Genomic DNA, 26723 nt, shown 5'->3' on the forward strand with positions numbered 1-26723 from the left:
GGGCCGTCCCCCATGTGCCCCGGCCGGGTGCCGGCGGGGCACGGGAAATGGGGCAGTCGGGTGTGTCGATAACCCGGCTGGGCGGCCCGAATGGTGCGAGTCGTCGGCGTGACTGACGGTGGTTCATGTCGCGGCCGGGTCTTTCCAGCTGATGGAGTATCCGCTGCCCGGTCACGGCGGAAGGACACCGACATGCGTTCTGCCCGCACGATCCTCGCCACGGCGGCCGCCACCGGCGCCCTGGCCTTCGCCGCTCCAGGCGTCGCCCACGCGGCGCTGACCAGCGGCGGAGGAGGGCACGGCGACTCCGGCTACAGCAAGGAGCACGACTCGGGCTCGGGTAGGGACTCCGACTCCGACTCCGGCCGGGGCCACGACTCAGGCTCCGGTAGGGGGCACGACAACTCTTACAGCAAGGAGGACGACGACGACAGCAGCCGCGACTCGCCGCACGGCGGGATGCACACGGGTGGCGGAGCGCTGGCCGCGGTGAAGGGCGGCGACCGGGGGTCCGGTTCCGACCGGGACGACAGCAGGTTCGACCCGGACACCTACCGGGACAAGGACAGCGACAGCGGCAGCGACGACGACGGCGACCGGGAGGGCGGGCGCGGTGGCAAGGAAGGGCGGGGCGAGGAAGGCGGGGGCAAGCCGCACGGTGGCATGCACACCGGAGGCGGCGCCCTGGCCACTCCCGGGGTCACGGCCGGCGGCCTGGCCGTGCTCGGCGTAGGCGCCACCGGCGCGTACGCGATGCGCCGCAAGAAGACCGCCACACCGGCCGGCTGACCGGCCCGGAGCCGCTCCAGGGGCTGCGGCCACCGCCGACACGACATGCCGGCGGCCCGCGCCCCCTGAGCCACCGGGCCCGCGACCTCCCTGGCGCAGGCCCGCGCGCCCGCTCTGCCCCGGCCCCTTGCACACGGCCCCGGGGCCCTGCCCCTCCCGCCCGCCCGTGCCCACCCCTCCCCCTGAGCACCCCCGCCCCCAACCCCCCGCGCTGCCGTGTCCGAATGAGGTGGTGTCCGATGGCAGCTGGTCCCTCCTCCCCGACCCCCGACGCCCCCGCCTCAGACGAACCGAGCCCCCGTGGCGGCGGCCGGCTGACGCTGTGGGGGATCGGGATCCTCGTCCTGGCCGTCAGTCTGTTCGGCGGTCACGGCGGGACCTCCGACGGCAGCGCGCGGGCCGGCGGAACGAGCGCCGCGACGGCCGACCCGCGGCAGACCGGCCCGTCCCTGCCCCGGGCCACGCCCACCCGGCTGACCATCCCGAAGATCGGCGTGGACGCCCCCTTCACCACGCTCGCCCTCGGAGCCGACGGGCAGCTCCAGCCCCCGCCGGCGGACGACACCAACCTCGTCGGCTGGTACGCCGGGGGAGTCACGCCCGGAGAGTCGGGCACCTCGATCATCGCCGGGCACGTCGACACGAAGACCTCCCCGGCCGTCTTCGCCAGCCTCGACGACCTCGCTCCCGGCGACCGGTTCTCCGTCCTGCGGGCCGACGGCCGCGAGGCGGTCTTCGTCGTCGACAGCGCCGACACCTTCGCCAAGGACGACTTCCCCAGCAAACGGGTGTACGCCGACACGAACCGGCCGGAGGCGCGGCTCATCACCTGCGCCGGCGACTACGACCACAGTGCCAAGGACTACACGGAGAACCTGGTGGTCTTCGCCCACCTGGTCTGACCCGCCCGGGCTCAGCCGGCGCGGTGCGCGAAGGGGCCGTCGGCGTCGAAGGCGAGGCCGGCGAAGCGCTCGCCGATGCGGCGGTGGGTGGCGGCGTCCGGGTGGAGCGCGTCGGGCAGCGGCAGCTCGGCCGAGTCCGTCTCGCCGTACAGCTCGCGGCCGTCGAGGTAGTGGAGGTGCGGGTCGTCGGCCGCGCGCTGCTCCACGATCCGGGCCAGCTCGCCGCGGATGATCCGCAGGGTCAGTTTCCCGCTCGCCCGCTCCGCCGGATCGCCCAGGGCGCGGAACGTGAACCGGCCCTCGGCGATCTCGGAGAAGTCCGGGGCGCACGGGCCGGGTGTGTCCTCGTGCATGGGGCACAGCAGCGGCGAGACGACCAGCAGCGGAGTCGTGGGGTGCCCTTCGCGGATGGTGTCGAGGAAGCCGTGCACCGCCGGGCCGAAGGCGCGCAGCCGCATCAGATCGGCGTTGACCAGGTTGATGCCGATCTTGACGCTGATCAGGTCGGCGGGGGTGTCGCGCAGCACCCGGGCGGTGAACGGGTCGAGCAGGGCGCTGCCGCTCAGGCCCAGGTTGATCAGCTCCACCCCGCCGAGGGAGGCGGCGAGCGCGGGCCAGATGGTGGTGGGGCTCGCGGCGTCGGAGCCGTGGCTGATCGAGCTGCCGTGGTGCAGCCACACCCTGCGGCCCGGGTCCCGGGCGGGTTCGACCGGGGCGTCGGTGCGCAGGGCGATCAGTTCGGTGGTCTCGTTGTGCGGCAGCCAGATCTCGACGTCCTTGTCGCCCTCGGCCAGCCCGCCGAAACGAACGGTCCCGGGAGGTCCGGACCGGTGCTCGGCGGTCCCGGCGACCATGTCGACGGTGACGGTGTTGCCGCCGGGCACGCTGCCCCGGCCCGCCGGACGGCCGTCGACGAGCAGTTCGTACACACCGTCCGGGCGGGCCGGGGCGCCCACGTAGGAGCGTTTGGTGGGCCGGGTGTCCAGTTCGACCGCGGTGGCCCGGGTGCGGAAGGCCAGCCGTACGCCGGAGGGCTGGGACTCGGCCATGGCCAGCTGCGCGTCGGCGCACTGGGCGCGGGCCCGGGCGGGCAGCCGGTGCGGCAGCACGCCGTCCTCGGTGTGCTCGACGTCGAGGGCTCCGCGCAGCAGGCCGGCGGTGACGGGCGTGGTGATCCAGCCGTTCTCGGTGTGCATGTCCTCGGCCTTCGTCAGGGTGTGGTCGGGGTGGGCCAGTTGCGCAGCAGGGCGTCGAGCGCGTCGAGCATCCGCGTCCAGCTCTCCTCGCTGTCCGGGGCGCTGTGGCTGAAGCCGCCCGTGGCCTCCAGACTCGTGTACCCGTGGAACACGCTGCCCAGGAGCCGTACGGCGTGCGTCTGTTCGGGTTCGGGCAGGTCGTAGCCGCGCAGGACGGCCCGTGTCATCTGGGCGTGCCGGACGCCCGCGCCGGCGGCCGCCGTGCGCGGGTCGAGGCGCAGCCGGGCGGCGGCGGCACGGCCGGGGTGCTCGCGGCCGTAGTCGCGGTAGGCGTTGGCGAAGGCGACCAGGGCGTCCTTGCCGGACCGGCCGGCCAGCGCCTCGGCGGCCCGGTCGGCGAGTTCCTCCAGGGCGAGCAGCGCGATCCCGGTCTTGAGGTCCTCGGAGCCCTTCAGGTGCGAGTACAGGCTCGCGACCTTGACGTCGAACCGCCGGGCCAGCGCCGAGGCGGTCACCTGCTCGAAGCCGATCTCGTCGGCCAGTTCCGCCCCCGCCCTGAGCAGGCGTTCGGCGGTCAGTCCCGCACGGGCCACAGCACACCTCCCTCGCGCCGAAACCCATTATGGCCATACCTAAAATGTTTAGGCAAGGGCCTAACCTCCGGTGGACTCCCGGATCACCAGGGAGAAGCCGCTGACGAACTCCACCCGCTGCGCGGGGGGCCCGCTCTCCTCGATCCGGGCGGCCAGCAGGGCGACCGCCCGCTCGGCCATCAGGTCGTGGTCGGGATCGACGGTGGACAGCGCGGGAACCAGGAACGCGCTCTCGTCGACGTTGTCGAAACCGATCACCCTGACCTGCTCCGGCACCCGGACACCGGCGTCGGCCAGGCCGCGCAGCACACCCATGGCCACGGTGTCGGTCACACAGAACACGCCGTCGAAGTCCAGGCCGTCCGCCACCATCTCCCGTACCCGCCGGGCCCCGGCGTCCATGGTGAGCCCCTCCACGCTGTGCACCAGCGCCGGATCCACCTCCAGGCCGGCCGCCTCCAGCGCCTGCCGGTAGCCGCAGTGGCGCAGAGTCGACACGTCGACGTCCCCGCCCAGTTCCCCGCACACGATGGCGACCCGCCGGCACCCCCGGTCGAGGAGGTGGCGGACGGCCGCGGCGGACGCCTCGACATTGGGCATGGCGACATGGTCGACGGGACCTCCGAAGATTCGCTCGCCCAGGATGACCACCGGGTGGTCCACCCGGAGCCGCTCGGCGTCGGCCGGCCCCATGCCGACCGTGCTGAGGATGAGCCCGTCGTAGAGCCGGTTGCGGGACAGGGACAGCGCCTCCAGCTCGTTCTCCCGCCGCGCGCCGGTCTGCTCGACGGCCACCCGCAGGCCGTGCCGGCCGGCCGCCGTGATGATCGCGGCGGCCAGCCGGCCGTAGTAGGGGCGGTTCACCTCGGGGACCGCCAGGCCGATGGTTCCGGTACGGCCCTTGCGCAGATTGCGGGCGGCGACGTTCACCCGGTAGTCGAGCCGGGCCATCGCCTCCAGGACCCGCGCCCGGGTGGCCGGGCGCACGTTCGGGTGGTCGTTGATGACGTTCGAGACGGTCATCGCCGACACACCGGCCGCCCTCGCCACGTCCTGGATGGTCGCCACGCTCACTCCCGACTGTCGCCGTCCTCGGCAAGACGGTAGAGGGCGGCGCCGTGGGCGGGCAGGCGGGCGGTCAGCACCCGGCCGTCGTGCGGGACGTCGGTGCCGGTCCACACCTCCCGCACCCGGTGGCCGGGGCGGTGGCCGATCGAGCCGAGCGGTACGGCGACCTCCCGGTCCTCGCCGGCCAGGGAGAACACGGCGGCGTAGCGGGTGTGCCCGTCCGTGTCGTCGGCGGTCCACAGGACGAGGTCGCCCTCGCGCAGCACCTCGCGGTTGCCGGTGCTGTGCCACAGGACGTCGAGGGCCTCGTCGTTGGTGAGCAGTTCGATGGTCTCCGGCGGGCTGGTGGGCAGGTCGCCGCCCATCATCAGCGGCGAGCGGGAGATGAGCCACAGCGTGAGCAGACTGGTCTGCTCGGCGCGGGTGAGGGAGCACAGCCGGTCCTCGCCCCGCTCGGCGCGGATGCCGATGCGGCCCAGCGGCAGCATGTCGGCGTCCGCCCAGCCGCCCGCCCGCCCCGTGCCCTGCCAGGGCGCCCAGCGGGCCATCCGGGCGAACTGCGCCTCGACGTCCTCCCAGCGGTCCCACAGGTCGTCGCACACCCGCCACATGGTGGCGTTGTCCCGCAGGTGGTCGAGGTGCGCCACGGAGACGTCGGTGCCGGGGGAGAGGCTCAGCTCGACGGGCCGGCCGCTTCGCTCGACGGCACGGGCATAGGCGGCGATCTCCCGTTCGTGGTACGGGAAGAGCATGTCGTCGGCCTTGACGAAATCGACGCCCCAGGCCGCGAACTGGGCCACCTGGGAGTCGTAGTAGGCCTGGGCGCCCGGATGGTCGTGGTTCAGACCGTAGTTGTCGGAGTTCCAGGGGCACACGGACGTGGTGTCCGCGATCTGGTCGGCGGTGAACGCGGTGCCCGCCACCGGCAGCCGGGCGTCGACGGCGCGGCGCGGGATGCCGCGCATGATGTGCAGGCCGAAGCGCAGGCCGAGCCCGTGCACCCGCTCGGCGAGCGGACCGAAGCCCGCACCGTCCACGGCGGAGGGGAACCGGTTCGGCGCGGGCAGCTGACGGCCGTAGGCGTCGAGGACCAGCGGCGCGTCCGGGTTGTACCCGTGGGCGCGGGCGGTGGGCTCGTACCACTGGATGTCCACCACCACGGTGTCCCAGCCGTGGTCGAGCAGACGGTCGCGCATGAAGTGCGCGTTGGCGAGGACCTCCTCCTCGGTGACCGTGGTGCCGTAGCAGTCCCAGCTGTTCCAGCCCATCGGCGGACGCAGTCGGCGGGCGGGGAGCGGACGGACGGGGCGCGTCATGGTCGGCTGTCTCCAGTGCGGGTGCGGGGACGAGTGCGGGGACGGTCAGGCGTGGGGCGGGACGTCGCAGGGGGCCTGGACGGTGACGAACGAGTGCGGCGGCAGGGTGAGGGTGAGGCCGCGGTCGGTGACGTCCACGCCGTCGAAGGGCCGCGGGGCGACGGCGGCGGGGTCCTCGGGGGTGTTGTGGGCCTGGAGCCGGCCGGCCGTCAGGATGCGGGCGCTGGGCTCGCCGATCCGGCCGCCGCGCAGGTCGAGGGTCACCTCGGCCGCCTCGTCGGCGTCCAGGTTGCTCAGCGAGACGAGGAGCGCCCCGTCCTTGACGCTGGCCGAGGCGGACAGGGTCTCCAGCTCGGCGTCCCCGACGCGCCGCCGGGCGTCGCGCGAGCGCAGGTGCACGGCGAGCGAGGTGGCGTCCTGGTGGCCCTTGTTCATCTCGAAGACGTGGTACGTCGGCGTGCGGACCAGGGTGTCGCCGTCGGTGAGGAGCATGGCCTGCAGCACGTTGACGGTCTGGGCGATGTTGGCCATGTACAGGCGCGCGGCGTGCCGGTGGAAGATGTCGAAGTGGGTCCCGGCCACCAGCGCGTCGCGCAGCGTGTTCTGCTGGAACAGGAAACCCGGGTCGGTGCCCGGTTCCACGTCCCACCAGGTGCCCCACTCGTCCAGCACCAGGCCCACCGTGCGGCCGGGGTCGTAGCAGTCCATCACCGTCGAGTGGCCGGTCAGGATCCGGTCGACCTGCCGGGCCGACAGCATCGTGCGGTAGTAGTCCTCGGTGTCGAAGACGGTGGCGCTGCCCTTGGCCTCCCAGGGGCCGGCCAGCGTGTAGTGGTGGACGGAGATCCCCTGGAAGAAGGTGCGCGGGGCGGCCTCGCAGCCGAAGCAGCTGATCTGCTGCATCAGCGTCTCGGTCCACTTGTAGTCGTCGTCGGAGGCGCCGGAGGCGATCCGGTACAGCTTGTTGTCGCCGTGGTCGCGGCAGTACGTCGCGTACTGCCGGGCCAGGTCGGCGGAGTACTCGGCGCGCATGTTGCCGCCGCAGCCCCAGGTCTCGTTGCCGATGCCCCAGAACCTCACCCGCCACGGCTCCTCGCGGCCGTTGGCCCGGCGCAGCCGCACCATCGGGCTGTCGCCGTCACGGGTCAGGTACTCGACCCACTCGCTCATCTCCCGCACGGTGCCACTGCCCACGTTCCCGCTGATGTACGGCTCGGCGCCGAGCAGTTCGCACAGGGCCATGAACTCGTGGGTGCCGAAGTGGTTGTTCTCCTCGACGTTCCCCCAGTGCGTGTTGACCATCCGGGGCCGCCGCTCCCGCGGCCCGACACCGTCCCGCCAGTGGTACTCGTCCGCGAAACACCCGCCCGGCCAGCGCAGGTTGGGGATGTCCAGGGCACGCAGGGCCTCCACCACGTCCAGGCGGATGCCGCCCGCGTGCGGGACGGCCGAGTCCTCGCCCACCCAGAAGCCGCCGTACACGCAGCGGCCCAGGTGCTCGGCGAAGTGTCCGTAGAGATGACGGCTGATCTTCGGGCCCTCGATGTCGAGGTTGACGATCGCGGTGGCGGTGGCGGTGGGCACGGGTACTCCGATCCGAGATCCTTTGTATCGATAAAAAAGCTGCCATCGCCGGTGTCGGCGCGTCAAGGGGTCGACTTGTGCGGGCGACCGTCAGATGGAACGCTCCTGTTCGAACGGGGTGTGGGGATCGGCGGGCCGGGGCCTCGGCACCCGGCGGGGGAGTGGGGATGGAGCTGGAGCTGCGGCACCTGCGCGTGCTGTGCGCGATCGCCGACGCGGGCAGCGTGGGCCGGGCCGCCGCGCACCTCGGGTACTCGCAGCCCGCCGTGAGCACCCAGCTCCGGCGCATCGAGCGCCACCTGGGCGAGCCGCTGTTCGAGCGCGGGACGGCGGGGGTGCGGCCGACACCGTACGGTGCCGAGGTCGTCGCCCAGGCCCGGGACGTGCTGGCCCGCGCCGACGCGATCGGGCACCGCCCGGCCGCCGGACCCGCACGCTCCCGCCGCGTCCTCAGGGTGGCGGCGACCAACTCCCCGATGCTGTCCGGCGCCGTGTCCCGGCTGCGCACCCGGCTGCCGGACCTGTCCCTCGCGCTGAGCAGCGTCTACGCCTCCTCGCGGATCGTGGAACTCCTGGAGGAGGGCGCGGTGGACGCAGCCATCGCCGCCGACTATCCCGGCATGGAGCTCAGGCATTCGGCCGCGGTGCGCCACCGGGGGATCGTCACCGAGCCGACCTTCGTGGCCCTGCCGTCCCGGCACCGGCTCAGACAGCGCGCCCAGGTGCCGCTCGCCGACCTGGCCGAGGACGCCTGGTTCCTGACCCCGGACGACGGGGCCGGCTGGCCGGGCGTGTTCTACACCGCCTGCTCGGCGGCCGGGTTCACACCCGTGGCCGTGCACGAGTTCCTCGGCGACCAGACGCAGCTGCAGAGCATGATCGCCGACGGCCTCGGCGTGTCGGTCGTCCAGCCGACGCTGCGCCCGGGCCCGCACGTCGTGGTCAAGCCCCTCGCCGGCACGCCGCTGTGGTGTCGTTACGTCCTGGCGTGGCGGCCCGACACGGTCGCCGACGACCTGGTGGAGGCCCTGTTCCAGTCCGCCACCGCCGCCTACCGCGACCTCGTCGCCCAGGCCCCGCACCTGAGAACCTGGGCCTCGCGGCTGTGGAGCGTGGCCGGCGCGTAGAGCGGCCGCGAGCCTTGGATGTTATGGGCGGGCGGTGCCATGTGCTATGTCACACGGCATTGTTGGGGCGGGCGGTGAGCGAGACAGTGCCTCACACGCCTCATCACCCCTCAGAGGCGCTTCCATCCGTGGAGGAATCCCGATGCGCTATCGCTTCGCGCTGCCCGGACGCACGGCCGGCGCCCTCGCCGTGTGCGTCACGGTGGCCGGCCTGCTGTCGACACCGGTGCCGGCGGCGTCCCTGCCGCAGGGCCCCCCGGGCGTCGTCTCTCGTACGTCGGTGCCGGTCGCGTCCCCGCAGCGGGGCGGTCCGGGTGCCGTGTCCCGTACGCCGGTGCGGGCCGCGTCCCCGTCGCAGGCGTCCGGCGCCGTCGCGTCCGGTTCGGCGGTGCGGGTCTCGGTGCCGTCGCCCGTCGGTGCCGATGTGCCCGTCGGCGAGCGGCCCGCCGCCCAGGCGCGGCGGATCAGTCCCGCCCAGCTCCCGCCCCGGGCGGCCTTCTCGCCGCGTTCCCTCCGCAGCGCCGGGACCGCCCGGCCGAAGACCGGGTCCTGCGGGGCGGCCGACTTCGGCAGCCGGTCCGGTGCCGCCCTCGTCGCGTTCGTCAAGGGCGCGACCACGGACTGCGTCAACACGCTCTTCTCGGTGACGGGCACGGACGCGCACGCGGTCTTCCGCCAGTCGCAGATGCTCAGTGTCGCCGACGCCTTCACCGCGCACGGCCCGGCACTACCGGGGCGACGACTCCGGCGGCCTGTGGCAGCTGGTGCTGTTCCTGCGCGCCGGCTACTACGCGCAGTTCAACCACCCCGGTGACGTCGGCGCCTACGACGCCCGCCTGTCCACCGCCACCACCCGGGGCCTGGACACGTTCTTCGGCCGCCCCCACTCCAGGGACGTCACCGCGGCCAACGGCGACGTGCTCGGCGAGGTCGTCGTCCTCACCGACAGCGCCGACCGGCAGGCCCGCTACCTGAACGTCTACCGGCGGCTGCTCGCCGCCTACGACAGCTCGTACGACACCGTCAACAGCATGGTCAGGGCCGTCAACGACGTCTTCACGCCCCTGTGGCGCGGCAACTGGAACACCGCCTATGTGAAGGCGGTCGCCGCCGACCCGCGGATCACTCGCACCCTGCACGACTTCGCGCTCGACCACACCGGTCTGCTCGGCACCGACCTGGCCTTCCTCGACACCAACGCCGGGATGAACCTGGCCCGGTACGTCGAACACCCCGAACTGCGGGCGAGGGTCCGGCCGCTGGCCCAGGACCTGCTGTACGAGTCGGAGATCACCGGTCCGACGGCCGCGCTCTGGGTGGCGGTGGCCACGCAGGCCAACTCCTACGACGGCACCGACTGCTCGTACTACGGCGTCTGCGACCTGCCGGGCAGACTGACCGAGGCCGCCCTGCCCGTCACCCACCGGTGCGACGCCGACCACACGATCCGCGCCCAGTCCCTCACCGCCGCGGACCTCGACGCCGTGTGTGCCAGTGTGCTGCACCAGGACGCCTACTTCCGCGGCCTGGTCAAGGCCGCCGGCGCGATACCCGGCCAGTACGTCTCGGCCATCCGGCTCGTCGTCTTCGCCAGCCGCGCCGACTACCAGACCTACGCCGGGGCGATCTACGGCGTCAGCACGGACAACGGCGGCATCACCTTGGACGGCGACCCCTCCGACCCCGCCAACCAGACCGTGTCGATCATGTACCAGAAGGACCACGACGACGGATTCGTGGCCCGGATCTGGAACCTCAACCACGAGTACACGCACTTCCTCGACGGCCGCGACGACATGAAGGGCGACTTCGCCCACCAGATCTCGGTGCCGGACATCTGGTGGATCGAGGGACTGGCCGAGTACGTCTCCTACAGCTACCGGGGCCTGACCGACGACCAGGCGGTGCAGGAGGCCGCCCGGCACACCTACCGGCTCAGCACCCTCTTCGAGAGCACGTACGACAACAGCGACGTGACCCGCACCTACCCGTGGGGCTATCTCGCCGTCCGCTACATGACCGAGAAGCACCCCGAGGACGTCCAGCGGATGCTCGCCGCCTTCCGCGCCGGTGACTACGCGGGCGGCTACGCCGTCTACCACGACGGCATCGCAACCCGCTACGACGCCGACTTCGACCAGTGGCTCACCGCGTGCGCGGCGGGCGGCCGCGCCACCCCCGCCGGCTGACGTCCGCCCGAGGCCGTACCGCACGCGTGGTGCCGCCGACCGGGTCGCCGGCCGGCGGCACCACGCGTAAGGGAGACGAGCAGACCGTCAGACCGCGGTCGCCGGGTACGTGGGGTACTCCACCCCGGAGACGTGCTGGACGACGCGGACGACCTGGCAGGAGTAGCCGAACTCGTTGTCGTACCAGAGGTAGAGGATCGCGTTGTCCCCCTCCACCTTGAGGGCGCCGGCGTCGACGATCGAGGCGTGACGGGAGCCGATGAAGTCGCTGGAGACCGCGTCGGGCGCCGTGATGAAGTCGATCTGGCGCTTGAGCGGCGAGGTCAGCGACACCTCCCGCAGGTACTCCAGGACGTCCTCGCGGCTGGTCGCGCGGGCCAGCTGGAGGTTGAGGATCGCGATCGAGACGTCCGGCACCGGCACCCGGATCGAGCTGCCGGTGATCTTCGCCTTCAGATCGGGCAGAGCCTTGGCGACGGCGGAGGCGGCGCCCGTCTCGGTGATCACCATGTTGAGCGGCGCGGAACGGCCACGGCGCTCGGACTTGTGGTAGTTGTCCAGCAGGTTCTGGTCGTTGGTGAAGGAGTGGACCGTCTCCACGTGGCCGCGCAGCACCCCGTACTCGTCCGCCATCGCCTTCAGCGGCGGCACGATCGCGTTGGTGGTGCAGGAGGCGCAGGACAGGATCTGCTCGTCCGGCTTGATCGTGTCGTGGTTGACACCGTGCACGATGTTGGGGACGTCGCCCTTGCCCGGCGCGGTCAGCACGACCTTCTCGATGCCGGGGCGCAGATGCCTCGACAGGCCCTCGCGGTCCCGCCACTTTCCGGTGTTGTCGATGAGGATGGCGTCCCGGATGCCGTACTCGGTGTAGTCCACCGATGTCGGGTCGTCGGCGTAGATGACCTTGATCGCGTTACCGTTGGCGACGATCGTGCCGGTTTCCTGGTCCACGGTGATCGTGCCCTGGAACTGGCCGTGGATCGAGTCGCGGCGCAGCAGGGAGGCCCGCTTGACGATGTCGTCGCCGCCGGCGCCGCGCACCACGATGGCGCGCAGCCGCAGCCCGTTGCCGGAGCCCGACTTCTCGATGAGCAGACGGGCCACCAGGCGGCCGATGCGGCCGAAGCCGTACAGGACGACGTCCCGCGGCTCACGGCGGTCGATCTTGTTCGCGCCCGTGGCCCCGGCGACCGACTCCGCGGTGAACTCCGCCACCGTCAGACCGCGGTCGTCGGCCCGGAACGTCGCGGCGAGCATGCCCAGGTCGATCTGGGACGGCCCGAGGTCGAGGGTGGTCAGGGCCTGCAGGAACGGCATCGTCTCGGTGACCGACAGCTCCTCGCCGGCGATCTGCCGGGCGAAGCGGTGGGTCTTGAGGATGCTGACCACCGACTTGTTCACCAAGGAGCGGCTGTGGAGGAGGACCGTGACGTCCCGCTCGCGGTGCAGCTTCCCGATGATCGGGATCATCGACTCCGCGATCTCCTCGCGGTTCTTCCAGTTGGTGAACGAGTCGTCGTTGACAGTCACAGATCTATCTTTCGAGCTAGGCGGCGCTCATATGCTAACCCGACACGCGTTCGGTCCTTCACAGGGTGTCCGCGGAGGGCGGAAGATCGTAAGAAAGTCCGATTCCCGATTGCGATCGCGCGCGTTCCTGGCCAGAGTCTGAGGGTGAGTACGTCTTCGGCATCCCCTCCCGAGTACGCGGCGGCCTACAGCCCCGCCCGCCTGCCCGCCATCGAGCGCGCCCGCCGGCGGATCCCGCCCGGCGCCCTCAAGGCCCTCGCCCTGTTCGCGGCCGTCCGCTGCGCCGGCATCCTCACGGTGATGCTGGTGAACGCCCTCACCGGTCATCCGCTGCTGAAGACCCTGGCCCACTCCTGGGACTCCCGCTGGTACCTGCACATCGCCGCGCACGGCTACGGCCACCTCATCTGGATCACCCCGAAGGGAGCCGTGCAGAGCGACTGGGCCTTCTTCCCGCTCTACCCGCAACTCATCCGGGCCCTGACCACGGTCCTGCCGCTCACTCCCGGCGCGGCGGGGCTGCTGATCTCCTGGGCGGCCGCGGGCGTGGCCGCGTACGGCGTCTACGCGATCGGCCACTACCTGTACGGGCGAGGAGTCGCCACCGCGCTGGTCGCCCTGTGGGCCGTCATGCCGCACGCGATCGAGCTGAGCCTCGCGTACACGGAGTCCCTCTTCTCGGCCCTGGCCATCTGGGCGCTGTACTGCGTGCTGAAGGGCCGGTGGGTGTGGGCCGGTTCGCTGGCCGCGCTCGCGGGACTGTCCCGGCCGAGCGGATTCGCGGTGGCCGCGGCCGTGGGAGTAGCCGGTGCGTACGAGGTCGTACGGCGGCGCGGGCGGGTGCCGGCGGGCCTGTGGATCGGCGTCCTGCTCGCCCCGCTGGGCTGGCTGGGCTATGTGCTGTGGGTGGGCCAGCAGACGGGTGACCTGCTCGGCGGCTACTTCAAGGTGCAGAGCGCCTGGGACTCGCGCTTCGACTTCGGCGTCGGGGCACTGCACTTCCTGAAGGCGCTGATGCTGTACGGCGGCAAGTTCGTGTACCCGATGGCGCTGGTCACCGTCCTGGCGGGGGTCCTGCTGTTCGGCCTGCTCTGCCTGGACCGGGCCCCGCTGGTCCTGGTGGTCTTCACCGGCCTCCTGATCCTGCTGGTGGTCGGCGGCTCCGGCTCCTTCTCCTCCAAGCCGCGCTTCCTGCTGCCCGCGTTCCCCCTGCTCATCCCCATGGCCAGAGCCCTCGTCCGGACCTGGCGGGTACGCCCGGCCCAGGCCGTACTGGTGTGCGCCGCGCTGACCCTCGTGTCCCTGCTCTTCGGCGCCTATCTGACGGTGGTGGCCCACTCCCCGCTCTAGCCCGGGTGGCTCCGCATGGCGGCCGCGATGGCTGGTATGTGCCCTTTCGAACGGCCGGTTCCAGCCGTTTGATCCGCGGGGAGAGGGAAAGCGCCTCTCCCCGCGGATCCGGGGCATCAGGAGGAACGGGCGGTCCCGCCGTCACACCGACGGCGCGGAGGGGGCCGGAACAGGCCACGGCGACGGGCCCCGTACATGTCGTGAACGCCTGGTGCCGGGCGGAGTGGACGCACGTAGAATCCTGCTGGATCTGACGCGGAGGCCATGCGTGCTGCACGTCAGCCGTGGCCGGCGGGTCGACGGACGAGCGGGGGGAGCCGCCCGATGATCTCGACGACACCGGCCCACACGGCCGAAGACGTGCTGAGTCCCGTCCGGCGACCGACCGCCGGCGCCGAGGCCCCACCCGGGCCGGCCCCCTCGTCCTCCCTCTCCTCCCCCTCGGCCTGAAGGCCCGGCAGACGCAGGAGGGACCGCAGTGTCGCCGGCTCATCCACCCCGCCGACCTGTTCCACACCGCCACCGCCGCAGGGCTCACCCGCTTCCCCGGCGTGCCGCTCACCGCCGCGCGCTCGACGGGCGCGGGCCCGGGCGGTCCGGCGGCCGGCTCCAGGCCGGCCCCCGCCCGTGCCGCGGCCGACGGGAGTACGCCGTTCGGGCCACGCCTCACCCCGACGGCCGACGAGAAGCGGTCGGAGCCGTGAATCGGGGTACGCGAGACGTCCGAGGAAAGGATCGTCATGACGACCTACGTGATCACCGTGCCCGGCACGTTCACCACACAGATCGAGGACGAAACCCGATCGCACCTGAGCCGGGCGCTACGGCCGGCCGATCCGCACAGCACTCGGATGGGCACCACGGAGGATCTCGACGTCCTCACCGTCAATGAGGACAACACCTTCACCATCCGTCTCACCGTCGAGGCCGACACCGGCCCCCACGCCGAGCAGGACGCCCGCGCGCTCGCCGACTCCGCGCTGCGGGACGCCGGACTGGACGAGAGCCAGGCACCGCTGGGGCCCGCGGTGATCACCGGCATCGACTCCCAGGTGAGCTGAGCGGGCGGCGCCGGCCTCCCCGGGCGGGATCATCGCACAAAGGTAAAATCTAGGCGTTTGCCCTGAAAAGGGGCACCGCCCAGCCGGAGTGACCGATGCCCCGCAAGCGTTCAACGGATCACGGCGACGAGCTGCTGGCCAGACTCGGCTCGCTCACCGCCCAGGCGCGCCGGCGCGCGGAGCTGCAGCGCACCCAGGTCGAACTGGCCATCGCCCTGCAACGCGGCATGCTCCCGCGCGACCTGCCCGCCGTCCCCGGCTTGCAGCTCGCCGTCCGTTACGCCCCCGCGTGCTTCGGGCTCAACGTGGGCGGCGACTGGTACGACGCCTTCCCGATGCCCGACGGCCGCATCGCCCTGTCCATCGGCGACGTACAGGGCCACAACATCGAGGCGGCCGCCTTCATGGGCCAGGTCCGCGCAGCGCTGCGGGCCCTCGCCTCCGTCACCGGCGAGCCGGGCGAACTCCTCGGCCGGACCAACGACCTGCTGGTCTCCCTGGGCAGCGACCTGTTCGCCACCTGCACCTTCATGCGGCTGGACCCCGCCACCGGGATCCTGGAGAGCGCCCGGGCCGGCCACATCCCGTTCGTCTGGGCCACCGCCGACGGGAAGTCCGGTGTCGCCGAGGACGAGGCGGGCCCGCCGCTCGGCATCGAACAGGGCATCGACTACCCGGTGGCCCGGCACCGGCTGACCACCGGCGGAGTGTTCGTCCTGCTCACCGACGGCGTGGTGGAGGGGCCCCGGATCTCCGTCGAGAACGGCCTGGACCAGGTGGTCCGGCTCGCGGGCATCGCCGCCGTCTCCGGTCTGGAGGCGCAGGCGCTGGCCGCCGCCGTCATCAAGGGCGCGGAGAGCGTGGGGCACGAGGACGACGCCGCCGTCCTCGTCGTGGGCCATGACGGACCGCGCGTTCAGCCATAGGGCCGGACCGGACCCCGCTCGCCTCGCCGACCGGGCGGCACCGGTGTCAGATGGCTGCTGTGGTGGGTAGCCAGGAGCTGCGCCGAGCCGGCGTGCGAACCGTCCAGGTGCTGGCCGTCGCCGTCGGCTACTACGCGGCCGGACGGCTCGGCCTGGTGCGCCGGCTCGCAGTCGGGGGCGCGGTCGTGACACCCATCTGGCCGCCCACCGGCGTCGCCGTCGCCGCCCTGCTGCTCCTCGGGCTGCGCTGCTGGCCCGGCATCGCACTCGGCGTGTTCGGCGTCGTCCTGTCCCTGACCACACCCGGGCCGGAAACCGTCGGCGTGCTGCTGGGCAACACCGCCGCACCCGTCTGCGCGGCCCTGCTCCTGCGCCGCGCGGGCTTCCGGAATGAGCTGGGCCGACTGCGCGACGGCCTCGCGCTGGTGTTCCTCGGCGCGCTGACCGCCATGGCGGTCAGCGCGACCGTGGGCGTCGGTCTGCTGGTCCTCGAGGACAAGCTCGCCGCCGACGGCTTCTGGCCGGTCTGGCTGGCCTGGTGGGTGGGCGACGCGATGGGCGTCCTGATCGTCACCCCGCTGCTGTTGCTCGCGCACCGGGCGCGGTGGCCCGTGCCGCTGTCCCGGTGGAAGGAGGCGACCGCCCTGACCGTCGTCGCCGGCTGCCTCCTCCCGCTGGCCGTCTACAGCACGGTCAGCCTGCTGTTCCTGGTCTACCCGCTGCTCATCTGGGCGGCCCTGCGGTTCCAGCTGGTGGGCAGCATGCTGTGCGCGCTGCTCACCTCGGTCGTGGCCACGGTCGCCGCGACGGACGGCGCCGGAGCGTTCACCGGACTGGACCGGGTCGAGGTGATGGTGAAGCTGCAGGCCTTCAACGGCGCGATGGCCCTGACGGCGCTGCTCCTGTCGGCCGTGATCACCGAGCAGCGCAACACCAGACGTTCCGTGGAACGGGCCTGTCAGGAACTGGCCGAGGTCCTGGAGCACCTCACGGCCGGGGAGTCCCCGCCCGTGCGGCCGGCGCACCGGGAGGACCGGCCCGGCCACCGCTGAGCGGCCCCGCGCCCGGCACCGCCACGCGTCCGGCGTGTCGAACGCCCGGGCAGGGGCACTGGGAGACGATGGGCCCGGCCCGCGCGGGCGGCGCGCGGGCGGCGCGCGGGCGGCGGGCGGGCCGGACGGACAGGGGCGCCATGGAGCAGCGGCCGGCAGCGCGGACGGCGGACGCGCGCGAGACCCACGACGTACGCCGTGGCGTCCCGCGCACCGACGCGGTGCTGCGCGATCCCCGGCTGTCGACGGCGGCCGGGCGGCTCGGCCCCGGCGTGGTGAAGGCCGCGATCCGGCAGGCACAGGAGCAGGCACGCGCGGGCGCCGTCCCGCCGGAGCAGGTGCCGGACCTGGCGGTCGCCCTGCTGCCGGACACCGCGGGCGGACTGCGCCCGGTGATCAACGCCACCGGAGTGCTGCTGCACACCAACCTCGGCCGGGCCCCGCTGTCGACGGCGGCCCGGCAGGCCGTGTGGGCGGCGGCCGGCCCCACCGACGTCGAACTCGACCTGACGACGGGCGCACGGGCCCGGCGCGGGCGCTCCGCCCTGGCCGCCCTGCGCGACCGGGTGCCGTCCGCGGCCGACGCGCACGTCGTCAACAACGGCGCCGCCGCCCTGGTCCTGGCCGCCACCGCGCTCGCGGCCGGCCGGGACATCCTGATCAGCCGCGGCGAGATGGTGGAGATCGGGGACGGCTTCCGGCTGCCGGACCTGCTCGTCTCCACCGGTGCCCGGCTCCGCGAGGTCGGCACCACCAACCGGACCACCGCCGCCGACTACGCCGACGCCCTCGGCCCCGCGACGGGCTTCATCCTGAAGGTGCACCCGTCCAACTTCCGCATCACCGGCTTCACCCGGGCCGCCGGGATCGGCGAGCTGACCCCGCTGGGCGTCCCGGTGGTCGCCGACATCGGCTCCGGGCTCCTCGCCCCCCACCCGGCGCTCCCCGGGGAACCGGACGCCGAGACCCAGTTGCGCGCCGGCGCCTCACTCGTCACCGCCAGCGGCGACAAACTCCTCGGCGGCCCCCAGTGCGGCCTCCTGCTGGGGGAACGCGAACTGATCCGCACCCTCACCCGCCACCCCCTGGCCCGCGCCCTGCGCGTCGACAAGCTGACGCTGGCCGCGCTGCAGGCCACCCTCACCGGCCCCGAGACCCCCACCGCCACCGCGCTCACCGCCGACCCGGCACGGCTGCGGGCCCGCGCCGGCCGGCTCGCCGACGCCCTGAGCGCCGACGGCGTCGACGCGCGGGCCGTCGCCGGCGCCGCCACCGTCGGCGGGGGAGGGGCGCCCGGCGTCACCCTGCCCAGCGCGGCGCTGTCCCTGCCCGAGGCGTACGCCGTACCGCTGCGCACCGGCCGCGTGCCCGTGGTCGGGCGGCTGGAGGCGGGGCGCTGCCTGCTCGACCTGCGGGCGGTGCCGCCCGAGGACGACGAGCGGCTGGCCGAGGCCGTACGGTCGGCAGCGGGAAGGTAGGCGTCATGCGGGTGCTGGCCACCGCCGGGCACGTCGACCACGGAAAGTCCGCGCTGGTGCGGGCGCTGACCGGGATGGAGCCCGACCGGTTCGAGGAGGAACGGCGCCGGGGCCTGACCCTGGACCTCGGCTTCGTGTGGACCAGGCTCGCCCCGGGCGGGGAACACCTGGCCTTCGTGGACGTACCCGGACACGAGCGGTTCGTCGCCACCATGCTGGCCGGGGTCGGACCCGTCCCGGGGGTGCTCTTCGTCGTCGCCGCCGACCAGGGCTGGCAGCCGCAGTCGCAGGAGCACCTGGCCGTCCTCGACGCGCTCGGCGTCCGGCACGCCGTCCTCGCGGTGACCCGAAGCGACCTCGCCGACCCCGAGGCCGTGCGCGCCGACGCGGTGGCCCGCATGGCCGCGACCTCCCTCGGCCGGGTGCCGTCCGTCGCCGTGAGCGCGGTGACCGGCACCGGACTCGACGCACTGCGCGCCGAACTCGCCCGCCTGGCCCAGGCCCTGCCGGATCCGGACACCGACGCCGACGTACGCCTCTGGCTCGACCGCGCCTTCACCGTGCGCGGCCACGGCACCGTGGTCACCGGTACCCTCGGCGCGGGCACCCTGCGCGTCGGCGACCGGCTGGCCACCGGCGACGGACCGGCCGGACTGCGGGTGCGCGGGCTGCAGAGCCTGCACGAGGAACGCTCCGCCGTCGGCGCGGTGGCCCGCGTGGCCGTCAACGTGCACGGCCCGGGCGACGGAACCCTGCGGCGCGGGCAGGTCCTGCTGACCCCCGGCCGCTGGCTGCTCACACGGGTGACCGACGTCCGGGTCACCGGGGAGGCGGCCGCCGACCTGCCCCGCGCCCTCACCCTGCACCTCGGCACCGCCGCCGTCCCGGTCACCGTCCGACCGCTCGGTGAGGACACCGCCCGGCTCACCCTGCGCCGCGCACTGCCGCTGCGCGTCGGCGACCGCGCCGTGCTGCGCGAACCCGGTGGCAGCCGCCCGCCCCGCGGCGTGACCGTCCTGGACGTACGGCCGCCGTCGCTGACCCGACGCGGTGCGGGCCGCGCCCGGGCGGCCGAACTCATGGCACTGACCGGCCGCCCCGACGGGCCGGCCGAGCTGCGCCGCCGCAAGCTGATCCGTCGAGCCGACCTGCTCGCGATGGGCGTCGCGCCCCCCACGGCACCGGTCACCGGGGACTGGCTGGCCGACGCCGGCCACTGGACGCGGCTGCGGGAGAGCCTGGCCGCCGAGGTCGAGCGGCACGCCCGGTGCCACCCCCTCGACCCGGGCCTGCCCACCGAGGCGGCCCGCCACCTGCTCGGCCTGCCCGACCGCGCCCTCGTCGACGCCCTCGCCGGGTCCCCCGGCACCGGCCCGCTCGTCAGCCGCCGGGGCAGGCTGTACGCCCCCGGAAGCCTCCGGCCGACGCTGCCGCCGCCGCTGCGGGCGGCCGTGGACGCCGTACGACGGGACCTGGCCCGTACGCCCTTCCGCGCGCCCGAGGCGGACCGGCTGGCGGACCTCGGTCTCACCCGCAAGGCGGTGGCCGCCGCCGTCGCGGCGGGGGCGCTGCTGCGGATCACCGACGGCATCGTGCTGCTGCCCGGGGCGGACACCGAGGCCGCCGCCGTCCTGCGCACCCTGCCCCAGCCGTTCACGCTCAGCGAGGCCCGCCGGGCCCTGGACACCACCCGCCGGGTCGCCGTACCGCTGCTGGAGTTCCTGGACGCCGAGGGGTACACGGAGCGCGTGGACGACCGGCACCGGCGCTGCCGGCCGGAGCCGGGAAGCGGAGGCGGACAGGAATCGAACCTGCCTGCCCGAGATCCTCGGGCACCTCGGTTTTGAAGACCGGGAGGGCCACCAGGCACCCACACGCCTCCACCGTCCGCCAGGCTACGCGACCCAGGAGACCCGATGAGCGCGACCCGCCAAGCCCCCGTCCGGCTCACGCAGTTCGCGCACGGCGGCGGCTGCGCCTGCAAGATCCCGCCCGGGGAACTGGAGGAGGTGGTCGCCGGGCTGGCCGCGCCGCCGTCCGCCGCGGCCGGGGCACCCCTGCTCGTCGGGATCGCCACCGGCGACGACGCCGCCGTGGTCGGCCACCGCGGGACGGCGCTCGTCTGCACGGCGGACTTCTTCACGCCGGTGGTGGACGACCCCTACGACTGGGGACGCATCGCCGCCGCCAACGCCCTGTCCGACGTCTACGCGATGGGCGGCCGGCCGCTGCTCGCCGTCAACCTGCTGGCCTGGCCACGCGACCGGCTCCCCTTCGACCTGGCCGGCGAGGTGCTGCGCGGCGGACTCGACGTCGCCACGGAGGCCGCCTGCCATGTCGGCGGCGGTCACAGCGTGGACGACCCGGAGCCGAAGTACGGCATGGCCGTCACCGGCGTCGCCGACCCGGAACAGCTGCTGCGCAACGACGCCGGCCGGCCCGGACTGCCGCTGTCCCTGACCAAACCGCTGGGCCTCGGCGTGCTGAACAACCGGCACAAGGCCACCGGCGAGCGGTTCGAGCAGGCCGTCGCCACGATGGTGGCCCTCAACCGGGACGCCGGCGAGGCTGCCCTGGCCGCCGGGGCCCGCTGTGCCACCGACGTCACGGGTTTCGGCCTCCTCGGCCACCTCCACAAACTGGCCCGGGCCTCCGGGGTGAGCGCCGTGATCGACACCGGTGCCGTGCCCTACCTGGACGGCGCCCGCGAGGCCGTCCGGGACGGGTACGTCAGCGGCGGCACCCGGCGCAACCTGGAGTGGGTCACCCCGTACACCGACTTCGGCGACACGGACGCCGACACCCGGCTGCTGCTGGCCGACGCCCAGACCTCCGGGGGCCTGCTCGTCGCCGGGGAGGTGCCCGGCGCGCCGGTGATCGGGGAGCTGGTGCCGCGCGGCAGCCATTCCCTGGTGCTCCGGTGACTCAGGGCTCGGTCCCCGTGTCCGCGTCGATGCCCGCCCGGGCCCGGTAGGCGCGCACCAGCTCCACGGCCGCCGGGCCCCTCGGGCGGCGGCCCGGACGGATGTCGACGGCGAACGCCTTGGTCTCCTGGATGTGCGTGTTGGGGTCCAGGGACAGGTGCAGCAGCTCGTTGGCCGAGTCACCGGTGCTGTAGCCGTTCGGGCCCCAGTGGTAGGGCAGGCCCACCTGGTGCAGCTCGCGCCCGTGCACGGTCAGCGGCGGCATGCGGTCGGTGACCAGCACCCGCGCCTCGACGACGGCCCGCGCGCTGACGATCGTCGCCCAGCCGGTGTGCTCCAGGCCGCGCTCGGCGGCGAGGCGCGGGGAGACCTCGCAGAAGAACTCCGGCTGCAGCTCGGCCAGATAGGGCTGCCAGCGGGACATGCCGCCCGCGGTGTGGTGCTCGGTGAGCCGGTAGGTCGTCGCCACGTACGGGAACACCTCGGAGCCGGGGTCGGCGCCGCTGGGCTGGTAGCGGTTGTCCGGGTGCGGGGGCAGCAAGTGCCGTACCGGATTGCGCTGTTGGTCGTACAGGAGGTTGGGGAACGGCGAGTCCTGCGGCTCGTAGTGCGTCGGCAGCGGACCGTCGGTGAGCCCGGACGGCACGTACAGCCAGGCCTTGCCGTCGGCCTGCATGATGAACGGGTCCTGGCCGGAGAGGGCGTCCGGCCCGGTCGCGTCCGGCGGCGGGCGGTGGCCGGGGGACTTGGTGGCCTTGAAGTCGGGGACGTCGTGCCCGACCCACTTCTCCTGCTCCGCGTCCCACCACACCAGCGCCTTGCGCTCACTCCACGGCCTGCCGTCCGGGTCGGCGGAGGCACGGTTGTAGAGGATCCGGCGGTTGGCCGGCCAGGCCCACGCCCACTCGGCCGCCACCCAGTCCTGCTCGCGGCCGGGCTTGCGGCGGGCGGCCTGGTTGACGCCGTCGGCGTAGACCCCGCAGTAGATCCAGCAGCCGCACGAGGTGGAGCCGTCGGCCTCCAGCTGTTCGTAGGAGGACAGCGGTTCGCCGTCGGCGCCATGGCCGTTGATCTCGGCGAGGACCGCTTCCGCGTCCGGCTCGGCGAGCCGGCCCTTCGTCGGGTAGTCCCAGACCAGGTCGAGGACGGGCCGGTCCACCGGGTCGGTGGACGCGGCGAGCCGGTCCCGGATCAGCCGGCCGAGGTGGTAGGTGAACCACAGGTCGCTGCGTGCCTCGCCGGGCGGCTCGACCGCCTGGTGGTGCCACTGCAGCAGCCGCTGGGTGTTGGTGAAGCTGCCGTCCTTCTCGGTGTGCGCGGCGGCCGGCAGGAAGAACACCTCGGTGCGGATGTCCTCGGTGCGCATCTCCCCGGTCTCGATCTCCGGGCCGTCCCGCCACCAGGTCGCCGACTCGATCAGGGAGAAGTCCCGCACCACCAGCCAGTCCAGGTTGGCCATCCCCAGGCGCATCAGCTTGGAGTTGGCGTTGCCCACCGCCGGGTTCTCGCCGATCAGGAAGTAGCCCTTGCACACGCCGTCCAGCTGGGCCATGGCCGTCTCGTAGGCGGAGTGGGAGCCGGTCAGACGCGGCAGGTAGTCGAAGCAGAAGTCGTTGTCCTCGGTCGCCGCCTCCCCCCAGTAGGCCTTGAGCAGGCTCACCAGGTAGGCGCGCATGTTGCCCCAGTAGCCCTTGCGGGCCGCCTCCGCCCGCACGAAGGCCTCCAGGTCCTGCCGCTGGTGCGCGTGCGGCATCGGGATGTAGCCGGGCAGCAGGTTGAACAGGGTGGGGATGTCCGTCGAACCCTGGATGGAGGCGTGGCCGCGCAGCGCCAGGATGCCGCCGCCCGGCCGGCCGATGTTGCCGAGCAGCGTCTGCAGCACGGAGGCGGCACGGATGTTCTGGACGCCCACGGTGTGCTGGGTCCAGCCGACCGCATAGGCGAAGGCCGTGGTCCGCTCGCGCCCCGAGTTGTCCGTGACCAGTTCGCACACCTGCCGGAACAGGGTCTGCGGCACCCCGCAGACCCGCTCGACCATCTCGGGCGTGTAGCGGGCGTAGTGCCGCCTGAGGACCTGGAACACGCAGCGCGGATGGGTCAGCGACTCGTCCCGCTCCGGCTCGCCCTCGCCGATGTCCGCGCCGCCCGAACCGTGGGACTCGCCGCGCCCGGCCTCGGTGACCGAACTGCCGCCGCCGGTGCGCTCCTCGTACTCCTGGTCCCGCCGGCCCGAGGCGGCCTGCATCTCCGTGCCCTCGTACTGCCAGCTCCCGTTGTCGTAGCTGCGGCTGTCCGTGTCCAGGCCGGAGAAGACACCGGCCAGGTCCTCGGTGTCCCGGAAGTCCTCGCGCAGCACTACGGGCGCGTTGCTGTAGGCGACGAGGTACTCGCGGAAGTACTTCTCGTTCTCCAGGACGTAGTGGATGATCCCGCCGAGGAAGGCGATGTCCGTGCCCGCGCGCAGCGGCACGTGTACGTCGGCCAGCGCGCTGGTCCTCGTGAACCGCGGATCGACATGGATCACCTTGGCGCCGCGCGCCCGCGCCTCCATCACCCACTGGAACCCGACCGGATGGCACTCGGCCATGTTCGAGCCCTGGATGACGACACAGTCCGCGTTCTGCAGGTCCTGCTGGAAGGTGGTCGCGCCGCCGCGTCCGAACGAGGTTCCCAGACCGGGAACGGTGGAGGAGTGTCAAACACGCGCCTGGTTCTCGATCTGGATCGCGCCCAGCGCCGTGAACAACTTCTTGATCAGGTAGTTCTCCTCGTTGTCCAGCGTGGCCCCGCCCAGGCTCGCGATGCCCATGGTGCGGCGGGTGCGGGTCTCGTCGACCTCCCACTGCCAGCCGGCCCGCCGGGCCTCGATCACCCGGTCGGCGATCATCCCCATCGCCGTGCCGAGGTCCAGGCGCTCCCACCCGGTGCCGTGCGGGCGCCGGTACAGGACGTGCTGCTCGCGGGCGTCCCCCGTGGTCAGCTGGAGGCTCGCCGCGCCCTTGGGACACAGCCTGCCGCGCGAGACGGGGGAGTCGGGGTCGCCCTCGATCTGGGTGACCCGGCCGCACTCGACGTACACGTTCTGGCCGCAGCCGACGGCGCAGTACGGGCAGACGGACTTCACGACGCGGTCGGCGGTGGCGACACGGGGCTCGAGCGACGCGCTGCGCCCGCTCTTGGCGGCGGCGCCCCGGCCGAGCGGATCGGTGCCCGTGAGCTGGCGGTACACCGGCCAGGAGTCGATCCAGGTGCGTACGCCCATCGGTCGCTCCCTCCGACTGCTCCCGTAACCGATTCTCCCGCCGCCGGCGGGCTACGGCATCTCCGCGCGGCGTAGGGTTCCCGCATGCGATGCCGGATATGCGGCTCCGGCCGGCTGAGCCCGGTCGGTGAACTCGCCTCGGGGGAGAGGCGGGGCGAGAACCTGCGGCTCAAGTTCCCCCGCAGGGGTGTCCTCAAGCCCCGGCCGGTCTTCGAGGCCCGTCTGGGGCGCGCCTGCCGCGACTGCGGAGCCCTCCTCCCCTTCCTCGACGAGTACGGCCGGCAGCAGCTGGACGCCGTGGCCGACGACCTGACCGATGCCGAGGGAGCCCCGGCGCCCCCTTACGGCGCCCCCGACTGCCCCGGTCAGTGATCGCGGTCCCGCTGCGGTACGACGGTGTACTTCGGGTCCTCGGCGGACGCCACCCCGGCCTGGAACACACCGAACCGCAGCGCCGCCGAACCGCAGAGCAGCGCGGCACCCGCCGCCACCGCGCGAGGGCGGCCGCCCGGTCGCCCGGACAGCAGGGACAGCGCGGCGCCGCCCGCCGTCAACACCTCGGCCCCGCGCAGCATCCGGTGCGCACGGCCCTGCTCATAGGGCTCGGCGAGCAGGCCCAGGCGTCTCTTCATCACCTGGAAGGCGCCCAGTTCCAGCGTCGCGCCCAGCACCGCCATGCGGCGGGCCGGGCCCGCCTGGCCGCCCGGGACGGCGGCCAGCGCCAGACCGGCCGCCGCGGTCGCCCCCGAGCCCGCGAAGACGAACGGCAGCTGACGGTAGCCCTCGTGCCAGGAGGGCACCGCGGTGTCCGAGACCAGCACGGCCGTGTAGGTCGTGACCGCCGGACCGAGAACGGCGCAGGCCGCCGTCGCGGCGGAGCCCAGCGGGCGGTAGCGGCGGGCCACGTCGGTGGCGGCCGCGGTGAGCGTCAGCGGCGCGTACCCGGCCAGCAGCCAGGAGCCGACGCTCATCGGCGAGGTGGGCTTGAAGACGCGCAGCATGTTGAGGAAGCGGGCGGGCCGCCCCAGGTCGTGCACGAGCGCCGCCAGCGACAGCGAGATCGCCCCGGCCGCCCCCAGCTTCGCCGGCCGGGCCAGCGCCGGCCGCCCGGTGAGCTGGCCCCCGGCCGCCAGCAGCGAGGAGGCGCCGGCCAGACCGCCGAGGTACAGGTACCCGGCGATGTCGAGCGGGTTCCAGGTCGGGCTCTTCAGGACCGGGCGGCCGTAGTACGACGAGAACTCGGCGTCCGGCACCATCGGCTGCTCGCCCCGTCCGCGCCGGCGCCGGCGGCGCCCGGTGTGCGCCTGGGCCGCCGGGGCCACCGCGTCCCGTCCGGGCCGCTCCCGCCGCACGCCGTCCCGGGTGACGTCCGATCCGCTCATCGCGGCCTCCTGACGAAACTGGCCACGGCCAGGGCCGCGAGGGAGGCGGCGGCCAGTGCCGCGTGCCGCCACATGTCGGGCAGGTCCCGGGTGGTCACCACCGGGTCGGGCGGCAGGCCGTACACCTCCGGCTCGTCCAGCAGCAGGAAGAACGCCCCGGCGCCGCCCACGCCGTCCTGCGGATCGGCGCCGTACAGCCGCGCGTTCGCCGTCCCGGCCGCGCGCAGTTGCGCCACCCGCCCCGCCGCCCGTTCCCGCAGTTCCTCCAGCGGGCCGAACTGGATCGACTCGGTCGGGCAGGACTTGGCGCAGGCGGGTTCCATGCCGGCGCCGAGCCGGTCGTAGCACAGGGTGCACTTCCAGGCGCGGCCGTCGTCCTTGCGCTGGTCGATGACGCCGTACGGGCAGGCGGGCACGCAGTAGCCACAGCCGTTGCAGATGTCCTCCTGGACGACGACCGTCCCGAACTCGGTGCGGAACAACGACCCGGTCGGGCAGACGTCCAGGCAGGCCGCGTGCGTGCAGTGCTTGCACACGTCCGAGGACATCAGCCAGCGCAGTTCCGTGCGCCCGTCGGGAGTCACCGGGGAAATGGTGTCCGTGCCCAGCCGGCGGGCGGCGTCGAAGACGTCGGCACCGTCCCCGGCGGCCCCGGCGTCCGGCGGGTCGATCGCCGTGCGCTGTTCGATGAAGGCCACGTGCCGCCAGGTGTCGGCGCCGAGCCCGCCCGTGTTGTCGTACGACATGCCGGTCAGCTCCAGGCCGTCCTCCGGCACGGCGTTCCACTCCTTGCAGGCCACCTCGCACGCCTTGCAGCCGATGCACACGGACGTGTCGGTGAAGAAGCCCATGCGCGGCGGGGCGTCCGGATAGCCGGAGGCCCCGGCCACGTCGGGCTGCGGGCCGTACAGCGCGTTGCCGACGCGCGCGGTGTCGTCGTCCCGGGTCATCCCGTGACCTCCTCGCTCACCGTGCCCGGCGAGGACGGTGC

General features: G+C 73.4%; 21 protein-coding genes, 1 tRNA gene and 2 pseudogenes. 14 read left to right on the plus strand and 10 right to left on the minus strand.

Features of this window, described 5'->3' with window-relative positions:
• The first annotated feature begins 192 nt into the window (after positions 1-192).
• Both ACFYMM_RS27725 and ACFYMM_RS27730 read left to right on the plus strand, forming a co-directional pair.
• Positions 193-789 (plus strand): hypothetical protein, encoded by a 597-nt coding sequence (locus ACFYMM_RS27725; RefSeq protein WP_388391119.1) that lies wholly within the window; start codon positions 193-195, stop codon positions 787-789.
• A gap of 239 nt (positions 790-1028) precedes the next feature.
• Positions 1029-1691: a class F sortase gene (locus tag ACFYMM_RS27730; protein ID WP_388391121.1), complete on the plus strand. Its 663-nt coding sequence runs from the start codon at positions 1029-1031 to the stop codon at positions 1689-1691.
• An 11-nt stretch (positions 1692-1702) separates the two neighbouring features.
• On the opposite strand, the gene ACFYMM_RS27735 is transcribed toward ACFYMM_RS27730, so the two are convergent.
• Genes ACFYMM_RS27735 through ACFYMM_RS27755 form a run of 5 tightly spaced genes read right to left on the minus strand, consistent with a single transcriptional unit; the run spans position 1703 to position 7448 of the window.
• A complete protein-coding gene (locus tag ACFYMM_RS27735) occupies positions 1703-2887 on the minus strand; it encodes a GDSL-type esterase/lipase family protein (protein WP_388391123.1) in 1185 nt (394 codons plus the stop codon).
• 14 nt (positions 2888-2901) lie between these two features.
• Positions 2902-3480 (minus strand): TetR/AcrR family transcriptional regulator, encoded by a 579-nt coding sequence (locus tag ACFYMM_RS27740; protein WP_388391125.1) that lies wholly within the window; start codon positions 3478-3480, stop codon positions 2902-2904.
• A 60-nt stretch (positions 3481-3540) separates the two neighbouring features.
• Positions 3541-4548 (minus strand): LacI family DNA-binding transcriptional regulator, encoded by a 1008-nt coding sequence (locus ACFYMM_RS27745; protein WP_388391127.1) that lies wholly within the window; start codon positions 4546-4548, stop codon positions 3541-3543.
• A 2-nt stretch (positions 4549-4550) separates the two neighbouring features.
• Positions 4551-5864, minus strand: coding sequence for a glycoside hydrolase family 27 protein (locus ACFYMM_RS27750; RefSeq protein WP_388391129.1), 1314 nt, complete (start codon positions 5862-5864; stop codon positions 4551-4553).
• 45 nt (positions 5865-5909) lie between these two features.
• The gene (locus ACFYMM_RS27755) at positions 5910-7448 is read right to left on the minus strand and encodes an alpha-N-arabinofuranosidase (protein ID WP_388391131.1); all 1539 of its coding nucleotides are present in this window, start codon (positions 7446-7448) and stop codon (positions 5910-5912) included.
• Between the two features lie 167 nt (positions 7449-7615).
• Here ACFYMM_RS27755 and ACFYMM_RS27760 point away from each other — a divergent pair, with 167 nt between their 5' ends.
• The 3 genes and pseudogenes from ACFYMM_RS27760 (at position 7616) to ACFYMM_RS27770 (ending at position 10764) form a co-directional block, all read left to right on the plus strand.
• Positions 7616-8575: a LysR family transcriptional regulator gene (locus ACFYMM_RS27760; RefSeq protein WP_388391133.1), complete on the plus strand. Its 960-nt coding sequence runs from the start codon at positions 7616-7618 to the stop codon at positions 8573-8575.
• A 142-nt stretch (positions 8576-8717) separates the two neighbouring features.
• A pseudogene (locus ACFYMM_RS27765) lies at positions 8718-9230 on the plus strand (M9 family metallopeptidase N-terminal domain-containing protein); the annotation flags it as partial.
• A gap of 37 nt (positions 9231-9267) precedes the next feature.
• Positions 9268-10764, plus strand: a complete 1497-nt coding sequence (locus tag ACFYMM_RS27770) for a collagenase (RefSeq protein WP_388391135.1) — start codon at positions 9268-9270, stop codon at positions 10762-10764.
• Between the two features lie 87 nt (positions 10765-10851).
• Here ACFYMM_RS27770 and ACFYMM_RS27775 read toward each other — a convergent pair whose 3' ends face one another.
• On the minus strand, positions 10852-12297 hold the full coding sequence (locus ACFYMM_RS27775) for a glyceraldehyde-3-phosphate dehydrogenase (protein WP_388391137.1): 1446 nt from the start codon (positions 12295-12297) through the stop codon (positions 10852-10854).
• Between the two features lie 144 nt (positions 12298-12441).
• Here ACFYMM_RS27775 and ACFYMM_RS27780 point away from each other — a divergent pair, with 144 nt between their 5' ends.
• The 7 genes and pseudogenes from ACFYMM_RS27780 to ACFYMM_RS27810 all read left to right on the plus strand — a co-directional run.
• Positions 12442-13647, plus strand: a complete 1206-nt coding sequence (locus ACFYMM_RS27780) for a hypothetical protein (RefSeq protein ID WP_388391139.1) — start codon at positions 12442-12444, stop codon at positions 13645-13647.
• Between the two features lie 284 nt (positions 13648-13931).
• Positions 13932-14351: a hypothetical protein gene (locus ACFYMM_RS27785; protein WP_388391141.1), complete on the plus strand. Its 420-nt coding sequence runs from the start codon at positions 13932-13934 to the stop codon at positions 14349-14351.
• A gap of 36 nt (positions 14352-14387) precedes the next feature.
• Complete coding sequence (locus ACFYMM_RS27790; protein WP_388391143.1) at positions 14388-14708, plus strand: hypothetical protein; 321 nt, start codon at positions 14388-14390, stop codon at positions 14706-14708.
• A 95-nt stretch (positions 14709-14803) separates the two neighbouring features.
• Entirely contained in the window at positions 14804-15634 is an 831-nt protein-coding gene (locus ACFYMM_RS27795; protein WP_388391145.1) for a PP2C family protein-serine/threonine phosphatase, read from the plus strand.
• Positions 15635-15693: 59 nt separating this feature from the next.
• A complete protein-coding gene (locus ACFYMM_RS27800; RefSeq protein ID WP_388391428.1) occupies positions 15694-16686 on the plus strand; it encodes an MASE1 domain-containing protein in 993 nt (330 codons plus the stop codon).
• A gap of 140 nt (positions 16687-16826) precedes the next feature.
• On the plus strand, positions 16827-18164 hold the full coding sequence (gene selA, locus ACFYMM_RS27805) for an L-seryl-tRNA(Sec) selenium transferase (RefSeq protein ID WP_388391147.1): 1338 nt from the start codon (positions 16827-16829) through the stop codon (positions 18162-18164).
• A 5-nt stretch (positions 18165-18169) separates the two neighbouring features.
• Positions 18170-19918: pseudogene (locus ACFYMM_RS27810) on the plus strand (SelB C-terminal domain-containing protein); the annotation flags it as partial.
• Between the two features lie 34 nt (positions 19919-19952).
• On the opposite strand, the gene ACFYMM_RS27815 reads toward ACFYMM_RS27810, so the two are convergent.
• A tRNA-Sec gene (locus tag ACFYMM_RS27815) sits at positions 19953-20046 on the minus strand.
• Between the two features lie 34 nt (positions 20047-20080).
• Here ACFYMM_RS27815 and selD point away from each other — a divergent pair.
• Entirely contained in the window at positions 20081-21088 is a 1008-nt protein-coding gene (selD, locus tag ACFYMM_RS27820) for a selenide, water dikinase SelD (protein WP_388391149.1), read from the plus strand.
• Position 21089: 1 nt separating this feature from the next.
• On the opposite strand, the gene fdh is transcribed toward selD, so the two are convergent.
• Complete coding sequence (fdh, locus tag ACFYMM_RS27825; protein ID WP_388391151.1) at positions 21090-24350, minus strand: formate dehydrogenase; 3261 nt, start codon at positions 24348-24350, stop codon at positions 21090-21092.
• 84 nt (positions 24351-24434) lie between these two features.
• Between fdh and ACFYMM_RS27830 the strand changes: the two genes are divergently transcribed.
• Positions 24435-24722 (plus strand): hypothetical protein, encoded by a 288-nt coding sequence (locus ACFYMM_RS27830; protein WP_388391153.1) that lies wholly within the window; start codon positions 24435-24437, stop codon positions 24720-24722.
• On the opposite strand, the gene nrfD is transcribed toward ACFYMM_RS27830, so the two are convergent.
• Together nrfD and ACFYMM_RS27840 are read right to left on the minus strand one after the other, a co-directional pair.
• Positions 24716-25732 (minus strand): NrfD/PsrC family molybdoenzyme membrane anchor subunit, encoded by a 1017-nt coding sequence (nrfD, locus tag ACFYMM_RS27835; RefSeq protein WP_388391155.1) that lies wholly within the window; start codon positions 25730-25732, stop codon positions 24716-24718. The genes ACFYMM_RS27830 and nrfD overlap by 7 nt on opposite strands.
• Positions 25729-26682: a 4Fe-4S dicluster domain-containing protein gene (locus ACFYMM_RS27840; protein WP_388391157.1), complete on the minus strand. Its 954-nt coding sequence runs from the start codon at positions 26680-26682 to the stop codon at positions 25729-25731. Before ACFYMM_RS27840 ends, nrfD begins: the two co-directional genes overlap by 4 nt.
• Between the last annotated feature and the right edge of the window lie 41 nt (positions 26683-26723).

It is taken from the genome of Streptomyces sp. NPDC006739, from assembly GCF_042869815.1.
Classification (GTDB): domain Bacteria; phylum Actinomycetota; class Actinomycetes; order Streptomycetales; family Streptomycetaceae; genus Streptomyces.